General features: G+C 62.2%; 24 protein-coding genes. 12 read left to right on the forward strand and 12 right to left on the reverse strand.

Features of this window, described 5'->3' with window-relative positions:
- Positions 1-404: 404 nt before the first annotated feature.
- On the forward strand, positions 405-734 hold the full coding sequence (locus NKJ17_RS13515; RefSeq protein WP_023717052.1) for a DUF736 domain-containing protein: 330 nt from the start codon (positions 405-407) through the stop codon (positions 732-734).
- A 194-nt stretch (positions 735-928) separates the two neighbouring features.
- Here NKJ17_RS13515 and NKJ17_RS13520 read toward each other — a convergent pair whose 3' ends face one another.
- Positions 929-1,144 carry a helix-turn-helix domain-containing protein gene (locus tag NKJ17_RS13520; protein WP_023674290.1) on the reverse strand — a complete coding sequence of 72 codons (216 nt, stop codon included), beginning with the start codon at positions 1,142-1,144 and terminating at the stop codon, positions 929-931.
- 125 nt (positions 1,145-1,269) lie between these two features.
- Between NKJ17_RS13520 and NKJ17_RS13525 the strand changes: the two genes are divergently transcribed.
- From NKJ17_RS13525 to NKJ17_RS13565, 9 genes are all read left to right on the forward strand, one after another.
- The gene (locus NKJ17_RS13525) at positions 1,270-1,548 is read left to right on the forward strand and encodes a DNA -binding domain-containing protein (RefSeq protein WP_023717050.1); all 279 of its coding nucleotides are present in this window, start codon (positions 1,270-1,272) and stop codon (positions 1,546-1,548) included.
- A 167-nt stretch (positions 1,549-1,715) separates the two neighbouring features.
- The gene (locus tag NKJ17_RS13530; RefSeq protein ID WP_352483886.1) at positions 1,716-1,901 is read left to right on the forward strand and encodes a transcriptional regulator domain-containing protein; all 186 of its coding nucleotides are present in this window, start codon (positions 1,716-1,718) and stop codon (positions 1,899-1,901) included.
- 46 nt (positions 1,902-1,947) lie between these two features.
- On the forward strand, positions 1,948-2,472 hold the full coding sequence (locus NKJ17_RS13535) for a DUF2285 domain-containing protein (protein ID WP_352508699.1): 525 nt from the start codon (positions 1,948-1,950) through the stop codon (positions 2,470-2,472).
- Positions 2,473-2,586: 114 nt separating this feature from the next.
- On the forward strand, positions 2,587-2,877 hold the full coding sequence (locus NKJ17_RS13540; RefSeq protein ID WP_023717048.1) for a helix-turn-helix transcriptional regulator: 291 nt from the start codon (positions 2,587-2,589) through the stop codon (positions 2,875-2,877).
- Between the two features lie 16 nt (positions 2,878-2,893).
- Complete coding sequence (locus tag NKJ17_RS13545) at positions 2,894-3,325, forward strand: replication initiator protein A (protein ID WP_352508698.1); 432 nt, start codon at positions 2,894-2,896, stop codon at positions 3,323-3,325.
- On the forward strand, positions 3,322-3,882 hold the full coding sequence (locus tag NKJ17_RS13550; RefSeq protein ID WP_352688791.1) for a S26 family signal peptidase: 561 nt from the start codon (positions 3,322-3,324) through the stop codon (positions 3,880-3,882). The genes NKJ17_RS13545 and NKJ17_RS13550 overlap by 4 nt, the downstream gene beginning before the upstream one ends.
- Before the next feature lie 45 nt (positions 3,883-3,927).
- Positions 3,928-4,254 carry a DUF736 domain-containing protein gene (locus tag NKJ17_RS13555; protein WP_352476759.1) on the forward strand — a complete coding sequence of 109 codons (327 nt, stop codon included), beginning with the start codon at positions 3,928-3,930 and terminating at the stop codon, positions 4,252-4,254.
- Positions 4,255-4,516: 262 nt separating this feature from the next.
- The gene (locus NKJ17_RS13560; RefSeq protein WP_352688794.1) at positions 4,517-5,305 is read left to right on the forward strand and encodes a lytic transglycosylase domain-containing protein; all 789 of its coding nucleotides are present in this window, start codon (positions 4,517-4,519) and stop codon (positions 5,303-5,305) included.
- A 244-nt stretch (positions 5,306-5,549) separates the two neighbouring features.
- Positions 5,550-7,292 (forward strand): relaxase/mobilization nuclease domain-containing protein, encoded by a 1,743-nt coding sequence (locus tag NKJ17_RS13565; protein WP_352508695.1) that lies wholly within the window; start codon positions 5,550-5,552, stop codon positions 7,290-7,292.
- A 128-nt stretch (positions 7,293-7,420) separates the two neighbouring features.
- Here NKJ17_RS13565 and NKJ17_RS13570 read toward each other — a convergent pair whose 3' ends face one another.
- The 10 genes from NKJ17_RS13570 to NKJ17_RS13615 form a co-directional block, all read right to left on the reverse strand.
- Positions 7,421-8,470 (reverse strand): L-idonate 5-dehydrogenase, encoded by a 1,050-nt coding sequence (locus tag NKJ17_RS13570; protein ID WP_352688797.1) that lies wholly within the window; start codon positions 8,468-8,470, stop codon positions 7,421-7,423.
- Positions 8,467-9,873, reverse strand: coding sequence for a TRAP transporter large permease (locus NKJ17_RS13575; RefSeq protein ID WP_254818544.1), 1,407 nt, complete (start codon positions 9,871-9,873; stop codon positions 8,467-8,469). The genes NKJ17_RS13570 and NKJ17_RS13575 overlap by 4 nt, the downstream gene beginning before the upstream one ends.
- Positions 9,874-9,876: 3 nt before the next feature.
- Complete coding sequence (locus NKJ17_RS13580) at positions 9,877-10,449, reverse strand: TRAP transporter small permease (protein WP_352688799.1); 573 nt, start codon at positions 10,447-10,449, stop codon at positions 9,877-9,879.
- 142 nt (positions 10,450-10,591) lie between these two features.
- A complete protein-coding gene (locus NKJ17_RS13585) occupies positions 10,592-11,566 on the reverse strand; it encodes a sialic acid TRAP transporter substrate-binding protein SiaP (protein ID WP_502894239.1) in 975 nt (324 codons plus the stop codon).
- A gap of 51 nt (positions 11,567-11,617) precedes the next feature.
- Positions 11,618-12,337 (reverse strand): FadR/GntR family transcriptional regulator, encoded by a 720-nt coding sequence (locus tag NKJ17_RS13590; RefSeq protein WP_254818542.1) that lies wholly within the window; start codon positions 12,335-12,337, stop codon positions 11,618-11,620.
- Between the two features lie 192 nt (positions 12,338-12,529).
- Positions 12,530-13,435, reverse strand: a complete 906-nt coding sequence (locus NKJ17_RS13595) for a DMT family transporter (protein ID WP_352688802.1) — start codon at positions 13,433-13,435, stop codon at positions 12,530-12,532.
- An 87-nt stretch (positions 13,436-13,522) separates the two neighbouring features.
- Positions 13,523-16,123: a TRAP transporter permease gene (locus NKJ17_RS13600; protein WP_352688805.1), complete on the reverse strand. Its 2,601-nt coding sequence runs from the start codon at positions 16,121-16,123 to the stop codon at positions 13,523-13,525.
- A 56-nt stretch (positions 16,124-16,179) separates the two neighbouring features.
- The gene (locus NKJ17_RS13605; protein ID WP_352689003.1) at positions 16,180-17,133 is read right to left on the reverse strand and encodes a TAXI family TRAP transporter solute-binding subunit; all 954 of its coding nucleotides are present in this window, start codon (positions 17,131-17,133) and stop codon (positions 16,180-16,182) included.
- A gap of 93 nt (positions 17,134-17,226) precedes the next feature.
- Positions 17,227-18,558 carry an aspartate aminotransferase family protein gene (locus NKJ17_RS13610; RefSeq protein WP_352688808.1) on the reverse strand — a complete coding sequence of 444 codons (1,332 nt, stop codon included), beginning with the start codon at positions 18,556-18,558 and terminating at the stop codon, positions 17,227-17,229.
- A complete protein-coding gene (locus NKJ17_RS13615; RefSeq protein ID WP_352688811.1) occupies positions 18,555-19,457 on the reverse strand; it encodes a MurR/RpiR family transcriptional regulator in 903 nt (300 codons plus the stop codon). Before NKJ17_RS13615 ends, NKJ17_RS13610 begins: the two co-directional genes overlap by 4 nt.
- A gap of 95 nt (positions 19,458-19,552) precedes the next feature.
- Between NKJ17_RS13615 and NKJ17_RS13620 the strand changes: the two genes are divergently transcribed.
- Both NKJ17_RS13620 and NKJ17_RS13625 read left to right on the forward strand, forming a co-directional pair.
- Positions 19,553-20,401, forward strand: a complete 849-nt coding sequence (locus NKJ17_RS13620) for a beta-keto acid cleavage family enzyme (protein ID WP_352688814.1) — start codon at positions 19,553-19,555, stop codon at positions 20,399-20,401.
- Between the two features lie 167 nt (positions 20,402-20,568).
- Positions 20,569-20,961, forward strand: a complete 393-nt coding sequence (locus NKJ17_RS13625) for a GFA family protein (protein WP_352508686.1) — start codon at positions 20,569-20,571, stop codon at positions 20,959-20,961.
- Between the two features lie 31 nt (positions 20,962-20,992).
- On the opposite strand, the gene NKJ17_RS13630 is transcribed toward NKJ17_RS13625, so the two are convergent.
- Positions 20,993-22,501 carry a winged helix-turn-helix domain-containing tetratricopeptide repeat protein gene (locus NKJ17_RS13630; RefSeq protein WP_352476787.1) on the reverse strand — a complete coding sequence of 503 codons (1,509 nt, stop codon included), beginning with the start codon at positions 22,499-22,501 and terminating at the stop codon, positions 20,993-20,995.
- Between the last annotated feature and the right edge of the window lie 145 nt (positions 22,502-22,646).

The raw sequence follows: 22,646 nt of genomic DNA on the forward strand, positions 1-22,646 counted from the left end.
AACCGTGTCTTAAGCGCGGTGCTGACAACAGCTTGCGACTCGCAATGCCTGTACAGAGGAGCATCGACGCCGCTGATCGTCGTAGCCGGGATTTCGCCAGCGACGGTATCGCCAGGTTCTCCGTTGATGTCTCTATCTGGTGGGCCGCTCCAAACGGCCTCTTTAATGGGCTGATCTGGCCGAAGGTCGGCTGCGCCTCGATCGCCTAAGCCGCAATGGCGCCGATCGACTTTCTTCCCCTGCCGGCTGCGCCGTCATTCCTCGCCAAACAACAAAGTCGCCTGGCTGCCATCCTCCGCTGGCGCTGCGGTCGCAAGCGATGCGGCGTCGATCGCCTCCGGCCCGCCGATCGCCATCGAGGCCGCAACGGTGCGGGCTCGAAACAGAGTTCAAGGAGAAAACTCATGGCGATAATCGGAACCTTCAAGAGGGCCGGCAACAATGAGTTCACCGGCGAAATCGTGACCCTCTCGCTCCAGACCAAGAACGTCCGGGTCGTGCCCGAGACCAACCGCTCTGGCGACAGCGCCCCCAGCCACCGTGTCTTCGTCGGGCAGGTCGAGATCGGCGCCGCATGGTCCAAGCGCTCCAACGACGGCCGCGACTATCTCGGCATGAAGCTGGACGATCCGAGCTTCACTGCTCCGATCTACGCCAACCTCTTCAACGATGAGGAAGGCGAAGGCTTCAGCCTCATCTGGTCCCGCCCCAACGGGCGCCGCAACGCCGAGTAAGGCCCCGACCAAGGCTCCGCCCGGACGAACAGGGCGGGGCCGATCTCCTTTCACCCGACAAGTTGAGCGCAGTCGCTGCGCAACGAGCTCCGTCGGACTGTGGGGCGACTACCGATCGTGTTCGCGACTGGAGACTTCATTCCTGCATGTTGCCTCGCCGATCATCGAAAATTCGCGGTGCTTCCCGCGTCAACTCACGGTGCCGATTTTCTGATCAACTCGCATGGGTCGACATTCAGCGCAGTGGCGATCCTCCCAAGAACACTGATGCTGGCCGAGACCCGAGCGCGCTCGATCGATCCCACGTAACGCATGCTCAGTCCAGAGCGGGCGGCCAGTTCCTCCTGCGTCACGTTCTGGTCATGGCGCAGACGACGCATGTTGGCCGCCATGATCTCCTTGAGATTCATGACGGATTAGGGATCAGAAAGGGAACTATCGTTCTAGGAATGATCGTTCCTATTCGCTATGATTGGTGCTCGATCTAAAGGACGGCTCCTTCGAGATCGCGATCGAAATATGAACGGTCAAATACATGCTTAAACCGCTGCTCGATCCTGATGTCGCCGACATTGCGCCGGATGCCCCGGTCCTGACCGGCTATGACGAGGAGCGTCTGCTCACCTACATTCGCCTGCTTGACGCGGCAGCGGAAGATGCCGATTGGCAAGAGGTGGCCAGGATCGTCTTGCATATAGACCCGGAGCAGGAGCCGGAACGAGCATTCCGGTCCTGGGAGACCCATCTTGCCCGCGCCCGATGGATGACAACCAGCGGCTACCGATATCTTCTCGCCGGCGGCGCTCCGCACTGAGGCGACCGGCGCTCCACTTTGCTGAATCGGCATAATGTTTTGCCGACTCTCCAACTATCCAACTTCCTTATCCCCCTGAATGTTGACGCCGACGCCTCACATCCGGGTACGCGGAGAGGACAGGAACAGTGCAAGGCGATTGGACCGATCCGGCGGCGTATGAACATATGTGCAGCTACCAGGCTACGGAGTTCGCTGCCGAGTATCTGATCCGGAATGACGAATTCGTGGCAGAGTGCAGCCAGCTTGCATCGCAATCCGCTGGTTCTGGAGAACCTGCCGGTCAGCCCGATCTCGCCGCCCGTTGGGGCGCGCGATTTCAAAACTGCCGCTGCCGGACTTCCGAAAGCTGACAATATCATCTGGACGGAACAGGCCTCGCCGCGCGTGCTCCGGGTCATGCGGGTACCTGCATCCCACCAGACAGTTCAACCTTCCAGCCTTGGCGGAGCCAGCGTTTGGCCGCAGAACGAAGGCCTTCACATTATTTGGTCTACCTTAATTGGGAAAAGTCATCTCGTCGCTGACGACCGCGCCGGTGAATTCAACGCTATCCTTCTGCCACTCGACGCTGCATTCGAGACGCGGCTCGATGCAGCGCGCCGGTTCTGGCGCGCACTGAACGGCCGGGCAGCCGGTCCATCCTACGGCGCACTGCCGCAACAGACCAAGACCAGGCATATCCTCAATTTACGCGCACATGATGGTCACCGCACGGGTGCAACCTATCGTCAGCTCGCGGAGGTGCTGTTCTCGCAAGAGCCGATTGTGCCGCGAGATTGGCGTGATCATCATCTCCGCCACAAGGTCCGAGCTATCTTACGCCGTGCAGCTTTTTTAGTCGCCGGCGGCTATCGCGATCTTCTCTTCTACCCCCACAACCGCAGCGAAAAGTCCGGCCGCCGAAGTCCTTCTTCGGGGTAGCAAAAACGCACCCCCCAATCTTTGCCCTCCCTCGCCTTTCCTCATTTCGACCATGGTCCACTTCGCGCGTCCCGGCAGGCCAGGACGACAGCAGAACCGAATGGAGATCGAGCGATGTCGAAGGGTCCCGCGGACGCGCCCCAAAAGTATTTGCGCACGAAGGAGGCAGCACCCATCGTCGGGCTCTGCGCCCGCACACTCGAAAAGCACCGGACCTACGGCACCGGCCCAAAATACCGAAAGGTCGGCGGGCGCGTTCTCTACGACATCAACGACCTGCACGCTTGGATAGATCTGGGCGCACGCACCTCCACCAGCGATGCCAACGCGACCTATGTTCCGCCGGCAAAACCCCATGCAGCCCGCGCGCCCGCCTATGTCGGCAGGCGCGACCGCAGCTCCTGATCTGTGGCGCACCGAAATGCAGTATCGCGAGACCGTTCAGCAGCAATTTGCGCTGCCTCATGTCCCCTCATCCGGCTTCCCTCCACCCGGCACGCGGGACGTTGTGGCCTGGCAGCTCGTCTTGATGGTGAAATCCGGCCGCCTGACACCGATCCACTCTCATGCGGGCGAAGAATCGACCTGCGTTGAGGCGGCAAGTGTGCACGGCATGGCAACGATTTGGAACGCTGCCATCCTGGTCTGGGCTGCGTCGCAAACCATCCACGCGCAAGCCAGGAGATTGCAACCGCGCCGCCTGGTAGCGGCGAAACAGCAGCAAGCCCTGACCTTCATGTCGCTGCGTAAACGGCGGCATGTCCACAGCCGGATAGCCGCACGCGAGCAGCCGAGTCCATACACGGCCCAGCGTCGTAAAACTTGCCTGCTGCGCCCCGGGATCGAGTCATGAGCAAGCGCACAAAGATCATCGCCACGATGGTTGGCGGCGTAGTGCTCGCCGCGGCGCCGGCATGGATTAGCCATCCGCCGCTGTCCATCTGGAACGCATCGGCGAGCATCCCCGTCGGGCTCTATCGCGTCCAGCCGGCCGACAAAATCGGTATTGCCAATATCGCCGTCATCATGCCGCCCGAGCCATTGGCGGCCTTCATGGCAAGACGCGGGTATCTGCCGAACAATGTGCCGCTCCTGAAGCGTATTTTGGCACTCGGGGGCGCAACCGTCTGTCGCCAAGGCACAACGATCATCGTCAACGGCAAAACGTATGGACATGCGCGCGAGCGTGACAGTCGCGGCCGACCCCTGCCCATCTGGCAGGGCTGCCGCGACATTGCCGAGGCCGACGTCTTCCTTATGAACCCGGGTGCAGCCGACAGTTTTGACAGCCGCTATTTCGGCCCGCTCCCGCTCTCATCAATCGTTGGCCGCGCGGTTCCCGTCTGGACCACGGAGCCCACCACTCCGGTGCTGGATGTCACCAACGATCCCCTTTCTAGCGAGCCGTGACGGCTCGGCTGAACGCGCACTAACACTCATGAAAGGAGCACTGCAATGACCCAGATCGGAACCTTCACGCGCAATGATGACGGCTTCTTCGGCAATCTCTCCACGCTAACAATCGAGGCGAAGATTGCCATTCTGCCTGCCGAGAAATCAAAAACCGAAAACGCGCCCGACTATCTGATCTATTGCGAAGGGATGGCGGTCGGTGCGGCTTGGGACCGCGCCGGAGACAAGGCTGGGGATTACCTCTCCGTCTCAATTGACGACCCGTCCTTTACGCAGCCGATCCGCGCCAAGCTGTTCCGGTCCGATGCAGAGAACAGCGTCTGGAGCCTGCACTGGAACCGATCCTCGAAGCGCGACGGGCGAGGCTGAACAGATGCTTCTGGAGCCCTTCGACGAATCTTTCTCGCCAACCCTTTTGATCCATTGCGTGCCGGTCAAACCCTTCGACCCGATCGCCCGCGAGGCAGCCCAGAGGGGGCCGGATACTTGCTTGTGGCTCCGGACACAGATTTCATCACAGTTTTGGCAAAGCCGGTTCGATCGGCGAGCCCCTGCCCTTAACGGAAGCGAACACCGTCGCAGGCCGGCGGCGCATCGGTTCTGCGGTCTGCGGGATGCAGCCCACAGAGGCATGACGACGTTTGCCGCATGTGTCATGCTCGGCTTCGTGGCACCCGAAACTGGTGCAGCGGCTTCCTCTGCTGGTGAACGGCCGGCGCACTCCGAGTCGACGATCTTGTCGGCTGGCCCGTGGTCGCGGCATATCCGGGAAGCGTCAAAACGCTTCGCGATTCCAGAGCGGTTGCTGCGCGGCGTCATGCATGTTGAGAGCGTCGGCGATGTTCGTGCGCTTTCAAGCAAGGGCGCAATGGGCTTGATGCAGATCATGCCGGCGACGTGGGAAGAACTGCGCATCAAATACCGTTTGGGTGACGATCCCTATCAACCGCGTGACAACATTCTTGCAGGGGCAGCATATCTTCGCGAAATGCTCGACAGCTTCGGGCGCAGCGGCTTTCTTGCCGCTTACAATGCCGGTCCTGGTCGGTACACGGAACATCTCTCAACCGGCCGGCCGCTGCCACGCGAGACGGTCGACTACGTCAGGAAACTCGCGCCGCTGCTCGATGGTGCAGTTCTCAGTCCGCGGCGCGCGCGGCAAAGAAGGGGCAGAGCCAGCTCACTCCGTGCAACGATCTTTGCGCATCCCCATGACATTCGGAACGCCGCTGCATCGGATGGCAATGGTTATGCCGAGACGATCTTTGCGGCGATTCATTCGTCCGCGATGCGGTCGCCAATGGGCCATCCTGTTGCGGACCTGACCGCGATCGAGCCACGGCCGGGTGAAACCGATTTCCAATCGAACCACGCTGTTTCCGGCCTATTCGCTCAACCCTCTTTAGCCATATCGCGATGATCGCCACGTTCCTCCTCAATTCCATTCCGGCCTGTTCCGTCGCGGAAATTGCGGCGGAAGGGTTGTCCGCAGATGAGGACAGAGAGAGTGGCAGGATAAAGGGCCGCGAGGTGCGGCTCGGTTGGGCCGATTGTTTTCCTTACAATTTTCGGCGGATTTCGCGATGTGCTGCCACAATCAGCGATGTGCGCTATTCCCATTTTTTCAGTCTTTCAATGGAAACCGCACCTCGTGGCCGCCTAGCATGAAGCGTGACGATAGCTTTCGCGTCCGCCCCGGTCGTATCCGCTCCCGCGCCGGCCAGCGCGCACGACCCTTCATCTTCCAGGCTCTTGCGGCCACACAGCGCGCCGGCGGTCACCTTACACGCGAGGGTCGGATCACCTCCCCGCGAGCTTCAACGTTTGGCCGCGGCAGGTCAGCGAGCATCCGCGCCAGTCGCCTCATCTGTGACCGCTCACGTGTCGCCGTCGTCAAGACCCGTGTGGTGCGGCAGTTCAGAGGGTCTGCGCCACTCGCCACCCATCTCAAATATCTTCGCCGCGAAGGTGTTACACGGGATGGTGAGAAGGCGAGGATGTTCGGCCCTGACACTAAAGAGGCAGATCATGACGCCTTCTGCGATCGCTGCAAGGACGATCGGCATCACTTCCGTTTCATCGTTTCACCGGACGACGCAATGGAGCTCGGCGAGCTCAAGAACTTCACTCGTGACCTGATGGTCGACATCGAGCGCGACCTCGGCACGAGGCTTGACTGGGTAGCCGTCGATCACTGGAACACCAAACATCCGCACGTTCACATCCTCGTTCGCGGCGTTGCCGACGATGGCGAGAGTCTTGTCATCTCGCGCGACTACATCCGCCAGGGCATGCGCGATCGGGCGAGCGACATTCTCACCCAGACGCTTGGGCTCCGCACCGACCTCGACATCCGCCAGGCCATCGAGCACCAAGTCGACACTGAGCGCTGGACGCAGCTCGATCGCCAGCTTGTTCGTGACGCCGACCGTCATGGTATCATTGATCTCGCGCCACACCCTGATCGCCATCCCGACCAGTTCCTGGGGCTCAAAGTCGGCCGGCTGCGGCAACTGGAACGCCTGGGTCTCGCGAACGAGATCCGTCCCGGCCAATGGATGGTGGTCGAAGAGGCCGAGGCCACTTTGCGCGCCCTCGGTGAACGCGGCGACATCATCAAGCGCATGCACCGCAGTCTCACCGTGCATGGGCTAGAAAAGGGGACAGCCGACTACGTGCTGGCCGCCGAAAAAATTGATGCGCCCGTGATCGGCCGACTGCTCGAACGCGGCCTTGATGACGAACGGCGCGGCGCGGCCTATGCCATCGTCGATGGCATCGATGGACGCACGCACCACATTCGCTTCCATGATCCTGATGCGGCAGGAGATTCCGACCCGGGCTCGGTCGTGGAGTTGTGTCGCGATGCGAGTGCAAATGGCGGTGGCCGGGTCACGCTCGCCGTCCGCTCCGACCTCTCAATCGAACAGCAGGTCCATGCTTCCGGCGCGACTTGGCTCGATCGCCAACTCGTTGCACGCGAGCCCGCCGAAGTCGGTGACGGCGGCTTTGGCAAGGACGTAAGACAGGCACTGCAAGATCGGGTAGATCACCTTGTCAGCCGCGATCTGGCCAGGCGCGAGGGACAGCGCGTCATTCTTGCCCGCAATCTGATCGATACACTACACGATCATGAGGTGGAATCGCTTGGTGCCCGCATCGCCGCCGAGACGGGCCTGTCATTCACGAAAGGTGCCAACGGCAATCATGTGGCTGGGATTTACCGGCGGCGTTTCTTGCTGGCTTCAGGCCGGCTCGCGATGATCGATAATGGACTCGAATTCAAGCTGGTGCCCTGGTCGCCGTCGCTCGAAAAGCGATTGGGTAATCAAGTTACCGGGGTCGTGTGCTCAGATACGGGGGGCGTGGATTGGAGCCTGGGAAAGAAGCGCGGCATCGGCTTATGATGGTTACACGCGTATGCTCTATCCTGATGCTGGGAAGCCGGCACGGTCCGTCGCACATCCTCTGTTTGTACCTGCACGGTGAAGCGCCAAATGGGCTCGTAAAAAACAGGGACGTTGCGAATCCTCAATCAGTCCGCGGTCAGCACGACCTTGACACTCTGAGCGCGGTCGGCGCCAAGTCGGAAGGCATCGGGGGCGGAGGAAAGCGTGCGCTCCGCCGTCACCAGCTTCAGGACGTCCACCTCCCGCGACACAATGAGGTCGACTGCGCGACCGAACTCGCTGCCGAAACGGAAGGTGCCTTTGAGGTCGATCTCCTTGGCCATCACCGCATTGGCGGGCAGCGGGATCTGGCCACCGGGAAGATTGCCGACCTGGACCACCGTGCCGCCGCGCCGGACGCTGGCGATTGCCGCGGCAAGGCCTGCGGCAGTGCCTGAAATCTCGAACGCCACATCGAGCGAACCGCCGGCCGCGAGCGACTGGATCTCGGCGTCCCCGCTGGCAAGGTCGATCGTCCTGTCGGCGCCCAACCTGCGGGCGAAGGCGAGCGGCGCGGCGGCGATATCGACGACGGTCAGTTCAGCGCAGCCGGCAAGCCTGGCCGCGAGCATGGTCAAGAGGCCAATGGGACCGGCACCGAACAGGACGACGTTGCGGCCCCTGATATCGCCGGCCCGCGCGACGGCGTGCAGGCTGACCGCCAGCGGCTCGGCAAGTGCGGCCGCCTGGTAGGCCACATCAGATGGAACCTTGAAACATTGCGCGGGCGTGACGTCGAACAGACTGGCGAAGCCGCCCTGCATATGCGGCGTCTTCGATGCCGAGCCCATGAAGTAGATATTTTCGCAAAGATTGGCGCGGCCTTCCAGGCATCGCGCGCAATGCCCGCACCAGCGTGACGGATTGACCGCGATGTGGTCGCCGACGCCCAGGCCGGGTGCCGCGCCGTTGATCTCGACGATTTCGCCGGAGATTTCATGGCCGAGGACAAGCGGCGAGGTCACAACGAAGTCGCCGGTGCGGGCATGGCGGAAATAATGCAGGTCGGAGCCGCAGATGCCCCCGGCCCCGAAGCGCACACGCACCATGCCTGGTGCCAGCGGTTCGAGCGGATGCTCCACGACGCGCAGGTCCTGCGGGCCGAACAGCGTCGCGGCAATCACCTGGCCACTCACCGGATCAAGCCCATCTCGGTCGGCAGCCAAAGCGTGATGGCGGGTATGAAGGTGATCAGAAGCAGCGCCACGATAAGCGGCACCAGCCACGGCAGGATCGCCATGGTGGTGCGCTCGACCGAGAGCTTGGCGACGCGTGACAGCACGAACAGCACCATACCGAGCGGCGGGTGCAAAAGCCCGATCATCAGATTGAGCGTCATAATCAGCCCGAAATGCACCGGGTTGATGCCGTAGACGGCGGCGACCGGCAGCAGGATCGGCACCAGAATCGTGATCGCGGCGATCGTATCGAGGAAGCAGCCGACCACCAGCATCAGGATGTTGACCAGGATCAGGAAGACCCACTTGTTTTCGGTGAGCGCGAAAATGAAGTTCGAAAACAACTGTGCCGCCTGGCTGACGGTAAGCAGCCAGGCGAAGATCGATGCGGCGGTAACGATGAACAGTACGGAGGCGGTCGTCTCGATCGTGTCAAAGCTGGCCTTTGCAAGCAAACGCAGCGTCATCGTGCGGTAGCGCACCAGCCCGAGGAAAAGCGACCAGATCACAGCCGCCATTGCCGCCTCGGTCGGCGTGAACCAGCCCATCGTCATGCCGCCGATCAGGATGACCGGCGTCATCAGCGCCATGACCGCGGAGAAATCGAAATACCAGTCCGCGGCGATTAGCAGCAGCAGCGCGATCCCGACCGCGACGTTGATCGACAGGCCAAGCTGCACAAGCACGTAACAGCCAATCGGAAAGGCAGCCACCACCAGCACCTCGCCCGCCGCTTCGGCGAGCCGCCGAAGCTCGAAAGGCGTGTCGGAGCCCCAGCCGCGATTGTAGGCAAAGATGGCAACCGTAATCATCATCAGCATGGTCATGACCACGCCGGGCAGGATGCCGGCCATGAACAGCGCACCGATCGAGACATTGGCCATCATGCCGTAGATGACGAAGGGCAGCGAGGGCGGAAAGATCGGCCCGAGAGTGGCGGAAGCGGCGGTGACGCCAACCGCGGCGTCGATCGGATAGCCGTGGTCCTTCATCGCCTTGATCTCGATGGTGCCGATACCGGCGGCGTCGGCGAGCGCGGTACCCGACATGCCGGAAAAGATCACCGATCCGATGATGTTGACCTGCGCCAGGCCGCCTTTCATCCAGCCGACCAGGGCAAGGGCGAAGGAATAGATGCGCCCGGTGACGCCGGCGATGTTCATGAGGTTGCCGGCCAGGATGAAGAAGGGCACGGCGAGCAGCGGGAAGCTCTCGACCCCGGCGATCATGCGCTGGGCCGCGATGATGTCGGGCGCGACGCCGTAGATGACGAGGTAAAGGATCGACGCGGCCGCCATCGAAACGGCGACCGGCACGCCGATGAGCATCAGGACAAGAAAGCCCCCGACCAGAAGCAGCATCGCTCAGACCCCCGCCGTCTCGAACGCACCAGGACGCTCGAGCACCGAATAGCCGCGCCGGCAATTGCCGATAAAGACCTGGATCGAGCGCAGAAGCATCAGCACGAAGCCGGCCAATACGGCGTAGAAGAACCAGCGCCGCGGCAGGTTGACGGTGACCATGCGCTCATGCGCCACGATCGTGACGTAGCGCCACATCAGCCAGGATCCGTAGGCGAAGAATGCGATGCGGATGATATCGACGGCAAGCGCCAGCCAGCGGCCGACACGCTCCGGTAGATAGTGGTAAAGCACGTCGACGTGGATATGGCGCGAAAGGCGCACGCACATGGCGGCGCCGAGAAAGACAACGACGACGAGCGCGTTGATGGCGATCTCCTCGGTCCACGCAAAGCTGTTGTTCAGCGCATAACGGGTGAAGAACTGCAGGAAGACACAGACGACCATGCCCCAGAACACGGCAAGCGTGACCCAGTCCTCGATACCGTGGTCCGACAGGTCGACGCGTATCGGCACTTCCTCGAAGGCATGCGCAATCTCTTCGACGGTGATCTCGGTGTGGTGTTCCTCGGCCATTGGCGCGCACTCCCGAAGCTGGTGGATCGTCAAGGATTGGAAGGCCGTCCGGCGCAATTTGAGGCCGGACGGATGGGCAGGTTAAAGCGGCGAATCCGATTGCCGCTCTATCCTCTTGATTGAGCATCCAGTGTCCGATGCTCTACTTGATAGCGCGGATCGCTTCCCAATCGGCCTTGTTGTACCCGAACTCCTCGAAGGTGACCTTCTCCAATACATTCTTCTCGAAGTCGGCACGGTCGACATCCGTTACGGTGATGCCGCGGTCCTTGAATACCTGCACCAGTTCCTTTTCGCGGGCGACGATCTTCGCCGTGGCGCGGGCGGCAGCCTCCTGCATCACCTCGGTAAAGATCTTCTTGTCCTCGTCGGACAGCGAGGCCCAGCGCGAGGCCGATATGATGGTGTTGAGATGATCGACGATATGGCCAGTTAGCACGATATTCTTCTGCACCTCGTAGAATTTCTTCGCCTCGATGGTGGTCAGCGGGTTCTCCTGGGCCTCGACCGTGCCGTTCTGCAGAGCCAGATAGACCTCGGCGAAGGCAATCGGCGCCGTGTTGGCCCCGCAGGCACGCGGCATGGCCAGATAGGCCGGCACGTCGGGAACGCGCATCTTCAAGCCCTGCATGTCGGAGCACTTGGCGATCGGCCGGTTCGAGGTGGTCTGCCGCGTCCCGTAATAGGTGGTGGCGACGATGTGATTGCCGGTCTTGTCCTCATAGCCCTTGGTCAGGGCCTTGTAGACGTCGCTTTTGGTGTATTTCAGCAGATGGTCGGCATCGCGGAAAGTGTACGGGAAATAGGTGACGCCGATCGGTGGATATTCGCGCGCCGCGAAGCTCGATCCGGAAATGATGATATCGACGGTGCCGAGCATCAGGCCCTGGTTGATGTCGGCTTCCTTGCCAAGCTGCGAGGCCGGATAGACGTCGATGGCGTAGCGGCCCTGGGTGCGCTTCTTGATTTCGTCGGCAGCCCACACGGATTCGGTGTGGAAGGGCTCCGTCGTCTCGTAGACATGTGCCCATTTCAGGACCGTTTCCGCCGAGGCCGACGCCATGGGTATGGCAATTGCGGCGATCGCACCGAGCAGAACTGCGTATTTTCTCAGCATCTAATTCCTCCCTGGTTGAATTTGACGGCCGGATCTCCCCCAGGCCAACTGCTATTCCGCAACCTCCTTGGCTGCGGCTCTCTCATCGAAATTGCGTGAGAATCTGATTTGCGACTGGCGCAGATGCTGCTGCATGGCGGCCTTGGCCCGCTCGGGGTCGCGCGCGGCAATTGCATCGCGCACGGCACGATGTTCCCTTGCCGCGACCTGCCAGGAATCGCTGGTCTCGAAATAGATCGACAGGCGTTCGAAGTACGGGTTCATGCGCTGGTCGAAAAGCTCGCCGATGAAGCGCACCAGCACCGCGTTCTCGAGAATGCCGGCGACCGCGGTATGGAATTCCCGGTCGAGCGCAATGGTCATCTTGTTGGGGTGACGCATGGCCTCCATCCGGCGCAGTACGTCGTCGAGTCGTTCGATATCTGCAGGCCGGACATGGAGGGCCGCTTCGGCGGCGATCGCGCCTTCGACGAATTCGCGCGCGCGCAACAGCTCGAACGGGCCTTCCTCGACTTCGGGTTCGGAGGCGGCGGCGCTCGGCGGATCGGTGACGTAGATACCCGAGCCGACGCGGATGCGTATGCGGCCTTCGACCTCCAACGCTATCAGCGCTTCACGGACCGTCGGGCGGGAAATTCCGAGCTGGTCGGCCAGATCCCGCTCGGTCGGCAGACGGTCGCCGACGGAAAACTCGCCGGCATCGATCAACTGCCTGAGCTGATCGGCGACCTGTCGGTATAGCCGGCGAGGTTCAACAGCCTGGATCGGCATGCGCGTCTAATTCCCCTCCCCGGCGCCCTGGTACATTGGTCTGACCCATTGACCGCAGCCTAAACTGACGACCAAGAGAGTCAAGCTGGATAAACAGACAGACGAAGAAGGCGCCCTGCCCCATCTAGCCGGTGCACGTATGTGGCGGGGCCCGCGCAGCGGAAGGCGGCGCATTGCGACGCATTGCATGCGTCAGCGTCGTCCTCCTCGAATGACCAGGACGTTTCCGGCGGCGACGAGGACGAGCCCGATGATCGCGTACGCAGTCCAGGCATAGCCTTCCAGCGCCGTGGAGATCAAAAGCGCAAAGACGGGAAATATGACGGTCGCATAGCCGGCGCGGGCGCCGCCAATGCGTCCGAGCAGCGTCAGGTAGGCGGCGAAAGCCACGACCGTCGATATGACGGCGAGGAAGACCAGCGAGCCGATATAAGAGGCGGTCGTCGCGAACACGAACCGCTCACCTAGCAGGAAGGCCAGGAACGCCGACCAGCAAGTGCCATAAAGCATGCCCCAGGCGCTCGTTGAAACGAGCGGCAGTCCGCGGCGCTGGTTTGCGACGGAGACGAGATTGCCGGCGCAGAAGCTCAGCGTGCCGCAGAGGCACAGAAGAAGGCCCACCAACGTGCCGCCGGAAAGCCCCTTCGCGGCAATTTCGGGGAAGAACATCAGCGCTATGCCGGCGAAGCCGATGACGCCGCCGGCGAGAATGCGCGGCGCCGGGCGCTCGCCGATGACCAAGGCACCGAGCAGCATGTTGATGACCGAGGCGAGCGAGAAGACGACCGAGAGCAAGCCGCTGACGAGATAGCCGGCGCCATAATAGAAAAACAGGAAGTTCGACGAGAAGATGAGGATGCCAAGCACAGCAAAGCGCAGATGATCGGTGATCGGAAAGCGGAGCCGCCGACCGGAAAAAGCCGCCCAGGCAAACATCAGCAGCGTGGCGATGGCGAAGCGCCAGACCAGATTGACCTCGTTCGACACGCCGCTGCCGACCTGAAGTTCGATCGCGAACCACGATGCGCTCCAGGCAATGACCGTCAGCGCGTAAAGCCCGTAGTCGACGGGTTCGAAGGGGCGGTCGCGCGTCGTCATGCGCATTTCCACGTTAGCCGGTTCCGCGGCGCCGTTTGGTTCTCTTGTTACTGACATGCTGGCGAGCCTCTTCCGCTCACAAGACGCTTACGGGCCGACTGTCCGCCTTCGCCGCTTCTGAACCCAGAAGACGAGACCGAGCAACAGCAGGGCTGGAATCACGAACCAATAGCGCGACGGCCGCTCCGCGGGCACTAGCACCTGGTTGATTTCGTCGCCGGGCTGCAGGCCGAATTTGGCCGCCTGGCTGCCCAGTCGCACGAGGCCGACCGTCACGCTGTCGCCGAGCGCGCTGATGTCCAGCCCCACAGCCTTCAGGCGTTCGGCCGATGAATTTGCGGGCCCGAGTTGTAGCCGAACCAGCTTCGATATTTCATCGCCGTTGAGGTTCAGTGTCGTCAGGCGCAGGCGAACCGCTCCGCCTTCGGCTGTCTCGTCGACGATACGGCTGAGTTCGGAGGCAGGCACTGCCCGATAAGGTTCGCTCACCTGATCGAGCAACAATCCCGGTCTGAACAAGATGAAACAGGCCAGAAGCAACGCAATCGTCTCGTACCAGCGGTTGCGCACGAGCAGCCAATTCTGCGTCGCTGCTACAAACGAGACCATGGCCAGCGTCGATGTCACGACCATCGCAACGAAGTCGAACGGCCCTTCGAGATCGATCATCAGCAGTCCGGTGTTGAAGATGAAGATGAATGGCAAGAGGCCGGTACGGATCTCGTACTTGAAGCCCTGAATCCCGGTCTTCACCGGATCGGCGCCTGAAATTGCCGCAGCAGCATAAGCCGCCAGCCCCACCGGCGGCGTCACGTCCGCCATTAGCCCGAAATAGAAAACGAACATGTGGACGGCGACCAGCGGCACGGCAAGATCGTTCTGCGCCGCCAAATCGACGATGACCGGCGCCATCAAGGTGGCGACGACGACATAGCTCGCGGTGGTCGGCATGCCCATGCCGAGAATGATGCAGATCACCGCGGTGAACAAAAGCATGACGATGAAGCTGCCGCCCGAGATGAATTCGACGAGCTCGGTCATCACCAGCCCGATGCCGGTGAGCAGAACCGTGCCGACGATGATGCCCGCCGTCGCAGTGGCAATGCCGACCGTCGTCATGTTGCGCGCAGCGGCGGACAGGCCACCGACCAGATCGTCGAAACCGTGAAGCCAATGCCGTGCCAGCGCTCGGTCCTTGCGGAAAAAGGCGGTGAGCGGCCGTTGCGTGACGATCAGCGCCATCAGGGCGACAACGCCCCAGAATGCCGAGAGGCCGGGCGACAGCTCCTCCACCATCAGGCACCAGATCAGCAGGATCACCGGCAGCAGAAAATGCAATCCGGTGCGCGCCGTCTCGCCGAAGTGCGGAATCCTGACGATCTCGCCCTCCAGATCCTCGAGCGGCAGGTCGGGATAGCGCGCCCGGTAGGCGACAAGGCCGATGTAAACGGCGATCAGCGCGGCAGTGATCATCCAGGTCGCGGCCGCGCCGAAAACGATCTTCGTCCAGCCAATGCCGTAATAGACAAGCCCTGCGAGGACGATGAAGCCGCATATGCCCATCAGCCCGCGCAGCGCACCCTGAAATGCGGAGTGCGTGCGGCGTGACGGCAGGCCCTTCATCCCTGTCTTCATCGCCTCGATATCGACGATGTAGAACAACGAGCCGTAGGTCAGCAGCGCCGGATAGAAGGCGTGCTTGACCACCTCGGCATAGGAGATGCCGACATATTCCGCGATCAGGAACGCGGCGGCGCCCATCACCGGAGGCATCAGCTGACCATTGACGCCGGCCGCGCATTCGATGGCACCCGCCTTCACCGCAGAATATCCGACCCGCCGCATCAGCGGGATGGTGAAGGTTCCGGTGGTCACGACATTGGCGATCGACGAGCCGGAAATCATGCCGGTCAGGCCGGAAGCCACGACACCGGCCTTGGCCGGACCGCCGCGGTATTTGCCGAGCAGCGAGAAGGCAAGCTGGATGAAAAAGCCGCCGGCGCCGGCGCGCTCCAGCAATGTTCCGAACAGAACGAACATGAAGACGACATTGGTGGACACACCGAGGGCGACACCGAACACCCCCTCGGACGTCAGCCACATCTGCGAGGCTGCGCGCGATAACGTCGCGCCCTTGTGGCCGAGCAGGCCAGGAAGGTGAGGCCCGGCGAAAATATAGATCAGCATGATCGCCGCGATGACAGTGATGGCAGGCCCGACGGCGCGACGGGCGGCCTCGAGCAGGATGAGGACGCCGGCGATCGATACGACCAGGTCAGCTGTAGTGGGAAGACCCGGCCGGTGGGCGATATCGCTATACAAGACCAGCAGATAGAGGGCGGACGCCGCCCCGGCGATGCCTAGCACCCAGTCGGGTAGCGGCACCCGGCTGCGCGATGAGGTCTTGAAGGCCGGAAACGTCAGCATCGCCAGAAACAGGGCGAAGGCCAGATGGATGGAGCGGGCGATGCCGTCGCTGACAACGCCGAAATTGAGCATGAACGGAAGGGGCGAGGCATACCAAAGCTGGAACAGCGACCATGCAAGCGATACGCCGAGGATCAGCTTCGCGGTGCGGCCGGTCGGCTTGCGCCCACCGGCGTCGGCTTCCGCGACGATCTCGCTGAGCTTGTCGATGTCGATAACGGGTTGGTCAGGCGCTGCCGCCCGCTGGCTTTGATCTGTCATCGTTCCCCACATTTATTTGCGATGCGAGGCGCCCTTGGCGCCTCGCATTGAAAGCCTCAGAGCCAGCCCTTCTCCTTGTAATAGCGCTCCGCGCCCGGATGCATTGGCGCCGACAGACCTGTCTTGATCATCTCCTTGGGATCGAGATTGGCGAAAGCCGGATGCAGTTTCTTGAAGTCGTCGAAATTTTCGAAGACCGACTTCACCAGCTCGTAGACCACCTCATCGGGCGTGCTGGCATTCGTCACCACGGTGGCGCGGACGCCGAATGTCTTCACGTCGTCCGGGTTGTTGGCGTACATGCCACCCTTGATGGTGGCGACTGAATAGTACGGATGAGCTGCCAACAGCGCGTCCACTGCCGGACCGGTCAGCGGGATGAGCTTGGCGCCGCAGGCCGTGGTCGGATCCTGGATCGCGGCGGAAGGATGACCAACGCCGTAGAAGAAACCGTCGATCTTGTTGTCGCACAGCGCGCTGCCCTGCTCGTCCGCCTTCAGTTCCGCGGCAAGCGAGAAATCGCCGAGCGTCCAGCCCATCTGCTTCAGCAACTCCTCCATCGACGAGCGGGTGCCTGACCCGGGATTGCCGACGTTGAAGCGTTTGCCTTTGAAGTCCTCGAATTTGGTGACGCCGGCATCGGGCCGCGCCAGCACGGTAAACGGCTCGGGATGGACGGAGAAGACGGCCCGCAGATCCTTGAACGGCTTGCCTTCGAAATTTCCGGTCCCCTCATAGGCCTGGTACTGGACGTCCGATTGGGTCAAGCCGAAATCGAGGTCGCCGGTCTGGATGGAGTTGACGTTGAAGACCGAACCGCCGGTCGACTCGGTCGAGCATCGGATGCCGGTTTTCTGCCGGTCCTTGTTCATCAGCCGGCAAATGGCGCCGCCGACGGCATAGTAGACGCCGGTGACCCCGCCGGTGCCGACCGTGACGAAGCGCTGCTCGGCTCCGACGGACGGCAGCGCCAGCAGCATGCAAGCCGCCGCGCCGATCAGGATTCTCATCGAACTGTACATGGTTGCTACCTCTCTGGTGGGTGTCCCGGCCCATCGCCGATGACGCGTTGGAACTGATTGAGGCGGTCCGCGTCGTGCGGGTCAGGCCGCTGAAGCGATCGCAGCGTCGATCGCCTCACCGAGCCGTTCGACGATCCGATCGATATCCTGTCTGGAAATGATGAAAGGCGGCGCCACAAGCACATGAACGCCCCGCACACCGTCAATCGTCCCGGCCATCGGATAAATCATCAGGCCGCGGGCCATTGCTTCGCGCTTGATGCGAGCGTTGAGTTCAAATCTCTGGTCGAACGGTTCCTTGCTGGCGCGATCGACCACCAGTTCGATTCCCCTGAACAGACCTCGTCCGCGAATGTCGCCGACGTGATGGTGATTATCAAAGCGCTGGTGCAGGCGCTCGTCGAGCTGCGCGCCCATTGCACTGACGTTGTCGAGCAGGCGGTCGCGCCGGATGACCTCCTGCACGGCGAGGCCGGCCGCCGCCGCCATTGGATGCCCCATATAGGTATGTCCATGCTGGAAAAAGCCCGAGCCCTGGGCAAAGGCTTCGAAGATATGCCGGCCAAGCAGCACCGCGCCGATCGGCTGGTAGCCACCGCCGAGCCCCTTGGCGATGGTCAGCAGGTCGGGAGCGATGCCGTCCTGCTCGCACGCATGCAGCGTGCCGGTACGGCCCATGCCGCACATCACTTCGTCGAGAATGAGCAGCACGCCGTAGCGGTCGCAGATCGCGCGAATGTGCTTGAAATAATCGGCGACCGACGGCACGGCGCCGAGCGTGGCACCCACCACCGGCTCGGCGACAAAGGCGATGACCTCGTCCGGGCCGAGTTCAAGGATCTTGTCTTCGAGCTGCCGAGCGGCGCGCGCCGCATAGGCTTCGTCGCTTTCGCCATGCTTTTGATAGCGATAGGCGTAACAGGGGTCGATATGGTGGGTCTCGATCAGCAACGGCCTGAACTGGGCGCGCCGCCATTCGTTGCCGCCGGTGGCGAGAGCGCCGAGCGTATTGCCGTGATAGCTCTGCCGGCGTGCGATGAGATGGCGACGCTGCGGCTCGCCTTTCTCGACGAAATATTGCCTGGCCATCTTGAGCGCGGCCTCGACCGCCTCCGAGCCGCCGCTGACCAGATAGACGTGGTCCAACCCTTTCGGCGCGCCCTCGACCAGCCGATCCGCCAAGCGCTCCGCCACCTCGGTGGTGAAGAAGCTGGTGTGGGCGTAGGCGATGCGGTCAAGCTGGTTGTGCAGTGCAGCGATCACGTCGGGATGGCTGTGGCCGAGACAGGACACGGCGGCGCCGCCCGACGCATCGATATAGGACTTGCCCTCGGCATCGAACAGTTCGATGCCTTGGCCGCGAGCGGCGACCGGCAGCGTCGAGTGGATGGTTCGATGAAGAATGTGTGTCATCGGTCCCTCATGGGCATTTTCTTCGGCGGACGCTGGTTCAGATGGGTCTTGAGGGCGGCGCCCTGCTCATCGAAACGTCGCAGCGACTCAACAGCGCCCTCGCCTGCCTGCCCTGCGACAAGAGCACCGAGGACCTCAGCAACGATGAAAGCTGGCGTCATGGTGTGGAAAAAGGACGGGCTGCCGGTCGGCACGACGACCAGGTGATCGGCAAGCAGCGCCAAGGGCGCTACCCCGCTGTCGGTGATCGCAATAACCGGTACGCCGCGGCCGGCAGCGTACTCGACAAGCTCGATTGTGAAGCGCGTGTAGGGCAGGACGCTGGCGGCGATCAGCACGTCGTCCCTGGTCGCATGGGCTAGAGCGTCGCCATCGGTTCCGCCGATGCCGTGCAGCAGCACCGACTTCTCGCCGATCAGCGACAGGATGTAATGCAGATGCCAGGCCACTGCGTGGCTCGAGCGCAGGCCGAGGCAATAGACGCGCCTTGCCGCACTGAGCGCCCTGGCCGTCTCGACCAGACGGTCGATCGACCTGCCTTCGGCGAGATGGGCAAGTTGGCTGGAAATCGAATCCAGAATATCGGCCGCCAGCGCGTGGTCGCCCTTGAGCTTTTGGCTGGCGACCTGAAGGCCCGCCTTGCCGGCGAAACCGATTTCGCCGTCCCGGATCGCGGCGGCGTAGATATCGCGTACCGCCTCGTAGCCATCAAGGCCGAGATGCTGGGCCAGCCGCGTCATCGTCGCCGGCTGCACTCCTGCGTGCCGGGCCTGCTCGCGCATGGACAACAGCGCGACATCATACGGCTTATCAAGGACATAGCGCGCGGCGGACCGAAGCTGCGCCGACATGCCGTCGAAGGCAGTGACGATCTGTCCAGCAAGCTCTTCCTGGTCCATGGTTATTGCTAGCTCGCCAGACCAGCGATTGCAACGTCTGTTTCAGTGTGATCAAAGATGATTCATATGAATCTTGTCGCTTACAGAACGTTCCCATGAAGCCGGCCCATGGTGTCGACCGCATCGCCATAGCCGTCGCCCCGAACGGGGGACGCCGCAGCAAGGCCGACCATCCGGCGATTCCGCTGACACCAGCCGAACTTGCGCGGACGGCCGCGGAATGCGCCGATGCCGGTGGGGCTATGATCCACGTTCATGTCCGCGACCGAAGCGGCAATCATCTGCTCGACGCCGACGCCTACCGCCAGGCGATCGCCGCCATCCGCGGTGCTGCCGGTGACCGCTTGGTAATCCAGATCACCTCCGAAGCACTCGGTATCTATTCGCCGGCCCAACAGATGGCCGTCGTACAAGATGTGAAGCCGCAAGCTGTCTCCCTGGCGCTTCGCGAATTCGTTCCTGATGCCGGATCGGAACTCGCCTTCGTGCGCTTCATGGCCTGGCTGCACACCGAGGGGGTTGCGCCACAGATCATCCTCTATTCGCCCGAGGAGGCCGTCAGGCTTTCGAACATGCAGCAGCGCGGACTGATCCCTTGGGCAAACATACCGGTTCTCTACGTGCTGGGCCGCTACACGCCGGGACAGACGTCCGTTCCTGCCGATCTCTTGCCATTCCTCGCGGCGAACATGCCGCGCTTCGACCATTGGAGCGTCTGCGCCTTCGGCCGCAACGAAGCGGCGTGCGTGACCGCCGCCGCGTTGCTTGGCGGCCATGTCCGGGTCGGCTTGGAAAACAATCTTTTCCTTCCGGACGGCAGCATAGCCTCGTCCAACGCCGAACTGGTAGCGATCGTCGCACGCATACTCGCCGACTGCGGCGTCAAGCTCGCCTCGGCCGCCGAGTTGGCGGCTCAATGGAACGCGCCGTTTCGTTCCATATGACAAACCAAAGCCTATTTTCGGCGGCAAGCTCGCGCAAGGCATAGAGAGGCGGCTGCAATGTCGTCGCCACCGAAGAACGACGTGTCCCCGCCCGCGGCGCGGCGATTGCAACAACAGTGCCGGTCGTTGTAACCATTCCGGCCGCTTGATTTTGGAGGAGACGCAGCATGGACCGATTCACCGGCGGTTGCCTGTGTGGCAACGTCCGAATTGTCGCGTCGGGGCGCCCATACCGGGTCGGTCTTTGTCACTGTCTCGACTGCCGCAAGCATCATGGAGCCCTTTTTCACGCTTCCGCGATATTTCCCGAAGATGCGGTGACGATCGACGGCGAAACACGCGACTATGCCGGGCGGTTTTTCTGTCCCCGCTGCGGCTCGACCGTTTTCGCCCGCACCGCCGACGAAGTCGAAGTGAACCTCGGATCCCTGGACGCGCCTGACCAACTGATGCCAACTTACGAAAGCTGGATCATCCGTCGCGAGTCCTGGTTGCCGCCGTTTCCGCTCACGAGACGATACGAGCGCGATCGTGACGCCACGGGTCGCTTTGAGGAATAGGTCGCACGAACCGTGCGACGGCGCCGGCGCGTCACTCCGGAAGGCCGGCCTTACGGAAGCCGTCAACGAAATGCTCAAGCGTCGCAGCGTCGCGGAATGGCTCCGTCGCCGCCCAGTGGCGGGTTGTGAAATGCGGGTTGCCGACGAGAAACAGTTCGACCTCTGCGCGCGCCTCGTCGAGCCGGCCGAGTTGGGCAAGGCTTGCCGCCAGGAAACGGCGTGAGCTTGTACGATAGGTCTCGTCCCTGCGCAGTGTCTTAACAGCGGATTCGTATTCGCCGGCTGCATATTGCGCCTGGCCGAGCGCGAGATAATACCAACTTGCCGGAAACGGATTCAGCCGGAACGCCTTGCGAATGTGCTCAAGACCCTCCTCGACCCGTCCGGCCAGGACCGCGATGTCGGACAATGCCGCCCAGGCATCGGCCTCGTTCGGGTCAAGCTCGATCGCCTTGGCGAATTCCGCATCCGCCTCGGCGAAGCTGCGCTCGTAGGCAAGCAGGTAAGCCAAAACCCAGCGGCAGCCGGCATCGTTGGGGTCGATCGCCACGGCTTTGCGCGCGAGTTCCAAAGCAGCGCTACGGGATGTTTCGGTTGGTCCGCCGGAATGCACCCATCCCATCCAGTGGTTCATGGCAAGCCAGCGATAGGCCTCGGCATATTCCGGATCGAGCGAAACCGCGCGGGTGAGCATCAGATGCGCTTCCTGCGCCGTCTGCGGCGAATCATCCATCAGCTTGCGCGCTCGCACGCAGAGATCGTAGGCCTCGAGATTTTGGGGCCGATTGCGCGGCGGCGGTGCACGCAGCCGGCCGAGTAACGCCTCGACGATCTTGCCGGTAACCTCGTCCTGAACGGCAAAAATATCTTCCAGGCTGCGATCGAAGCGTTCCGCCCATACATGATCGCCACTCACCGCGTCGACCAGTTGTGCGTTGATGCGCACGTGCCCTGCGGCGCGCCTTGCGCTACCCTCCAGCAGGTAGCGCACGCCAAGGTCCTCAGCGATCCCGCGCACGTCCATCGCCTTTCCTTTGTAGGCAAAGGCCGAGTTGCGTGCGATGACGAACAGGCCGGAGATCCTGGATAAGTCGGTGATCAGGTCTTCGGTCAACCCATCCGCGAAGGATTCCTGCTCGGGATCGTTGCTGACATTGACGAAGGGCAGCACGGCTATCGATGGTTTGTCGGGCAGCGGCAAAGGTTTTCGCTTCGCGACGCCGAGCTGTTCGACGGCTCCCGTGAAGCGGTAGCCGACGCGCGGAACCGTGGCGATCCATTCACCGCCGTCGGCGGCCGGGCCAAGCAGCTTCCGCAGCAGCGCGATCTGGACGGTTAGGTTGCCTTCCTCGACGGCTGTACCCGGCCACGCCGCGTCCATCAACTCAGCCTTTTCAAGGATTTCGCCGGACCGTCCGACGAGCGCCGCAAGCAGCTTTAGCCCGCGGTAGCTAACGGCAACGGGGACATCGTTCCGAATAAGCGTTCCCGCACCCGGATCAAGCACGAACGGACCAAAGGCAAAGCGCGATCCCTGCATACGGCGCATCTATAGCCCGTTTGCAAGTTTTGAGAACTATTTGGGAGAGCTTAATTACGGCGCGGTTCGTATCCTGCAGAATTCAGCCTCTTTCAGGTCGAGGGCCCCACACTCCCAAAATCGTATGGGCCCCCTCAAACCATAT

This window comes from Mesorhizobium sp. M0208, from assembly GCF_040322015.1.
In the GTDB taxonomy this organism is placed as follows: Bacteria; Pseudomonadota; Alphaproteobacteria; order Rhizobiales; family Rhizobiaceae; genus Mesorhizobium.

Coding starts and splice junctions, on each gene's coding strand:
- NKJ17_RS13515 (WP_023717052.1), top strand. CDS start 405: ATGGCGATAATCGGAACCTTCAAGAGGGCCGGCAACAATGAGTTCACC.
- NKJ17_RS13520 (WP_023674290.1), bottom strand. CDS start 1,144: ATGAATCTCAAGGAGATCATGGCGGCCAACATGCGTCGTCTGCGCCAT.
- NKJ17_RS13525 (WP_023717050.1), top strand. CDS start 1,270: ATGCTTAAACCGCTGCTCGATCCTGATGTCGCCGACATTGCGCCGGAT.
- NKJ17_RS13530 (WP_352483886.1), top strand. CDS start 1,716: ATGTGCAGCTACCAGGCTACGGAGTTCGCTGCCGAGTATCTGATCCGG.
- NKJ17_RS13535 (WP_352508699.1), top strand. CDS start 1,948: ATGCGGGTACCTGCATCCCACCAGACAGTTCAACCTTCCAGCCTTGGC.
- NKJ17_RS13540 (WP_023717048.1), top strand. CDS start 2,587: ATGTCGAAGGGTCCCGCGGACGCGCCCCAAAAGTATTTGCGCACGAAG.
- NKJ17_RS13545 (WP_352508698.1), top strand. CDS start 2,894: ATGCAGTATCGCGAGACCGTTCAGCAGCAATTTGCGCTGCCTCATGTC.
- NKJ17_RS13550 (WP_352688791.1), top strand. CDS start 3,322: ATGAGCAAGCGCACAAAGATCATCGCCACGATGGTTGGCGGCGTAGTG.
- NKJ17_RS13555 (WP_352476759.1), top strand. CDS start 3,928: ATGACCCAGATCGGAACCTTCACGCGCAATGATGACGGCTTCTTCGGC.
- NKJ17_RS13560 (WP_352688794.1), top strand. CDS start 4,517: ATGACGACGTTTGCCGCATGTGTCATGCTCGGCTTCGTGGCACCCGAA.
- NKJ17_RS13565 (WP_352508695.1), top strand. CDS start 5,550: ATGAAGCGTGACGATAGCTTTCGCGTCCGCCCCGGTCGTATCCGCTCC.
- NKJ17_RS13575 (WP_254818544.1), bottom strand. CDS start 9,873: ATGCTGCTTCTGGTCGGGGGCTTTCTTGTCCTGATGCTCATCGGCGTG.
- NKJ17_RS13580 (WP_352688799.1), bottom strand. CDS start 10,449: ATGGCCGAGGAACACCACACCGAGATCACCGTCGAAGAGATTGCGCAT.
- NKJ17_RS13585 (WP_502894239.1), bottom strand. CDS start 11,566: ATGCTGAGAAAATACGCAGTTCTGCTCGGTGCGATCGCCGCAATTGCC.
- NKJ17_RS13590 (WP_254818542.1), bottom strand. CDS start 12,337: ATGCCGATCCAGGCTGTTGAACCTCGCCGGCTATACCGACAGGTCGCC.
- NKJ17_RS13595 (WP_352688802.1), bottom strand. CDS start 13,435: ATGACGACGCGCGACCGCCCCTTCGAACCCGTCGACTACGGGCTTTAC.
- NKJ17_RS13600 (WP_352688805.1), bottom strand. CDS start 16,123: ATGACAGATCAAAGCCAGCGGGCGGCAGCGCCTGACCAACCCGTTATC.
- NKJ17_RS13605 (WP_352689003.1), bottom strand. CDS start 17,133: ATGAGAATCCTGATCGGCGCGGCGGCTTGCATGCTGCTGGCGCTGCCG.
- NKJ17_RS13610 (WP_352688808.1), bottom strand. CDS start 18,558: ATGACACACATTCTTCATCGAACCATCCACTCGACGCTGCCGGTCGCC.
- NKJ17_RS13615 (WP_352688811.1), bottom strand. CDS start 19,457: ATGGACCAGGAAGAGCTTGCTGGACAGATCGTCACTGCCTTCGACGGC.
- NKJ17_RS13620 (WP_352688814.1), top strand. CDS start 19,553: ATGAAGCCGGCCCATGGTGTCGACCGCATCGCCATAGCCGTCGCCCCG.
- NKJ17_RS13625 (WP_352508686.1), top strand. CDS start 20,569: ATGGACCGATTCACCGGCGGTTGCCTGTGTGGCAACGTCCGAATTGTC.
- NKJ17_RS13630 (WP_352476787.1), bottom strand. CDS start 22,501: ATGCAGGGATCGCGCTTTGCCTTTGGTCCGTTCGTGCTTGATCCGGGT.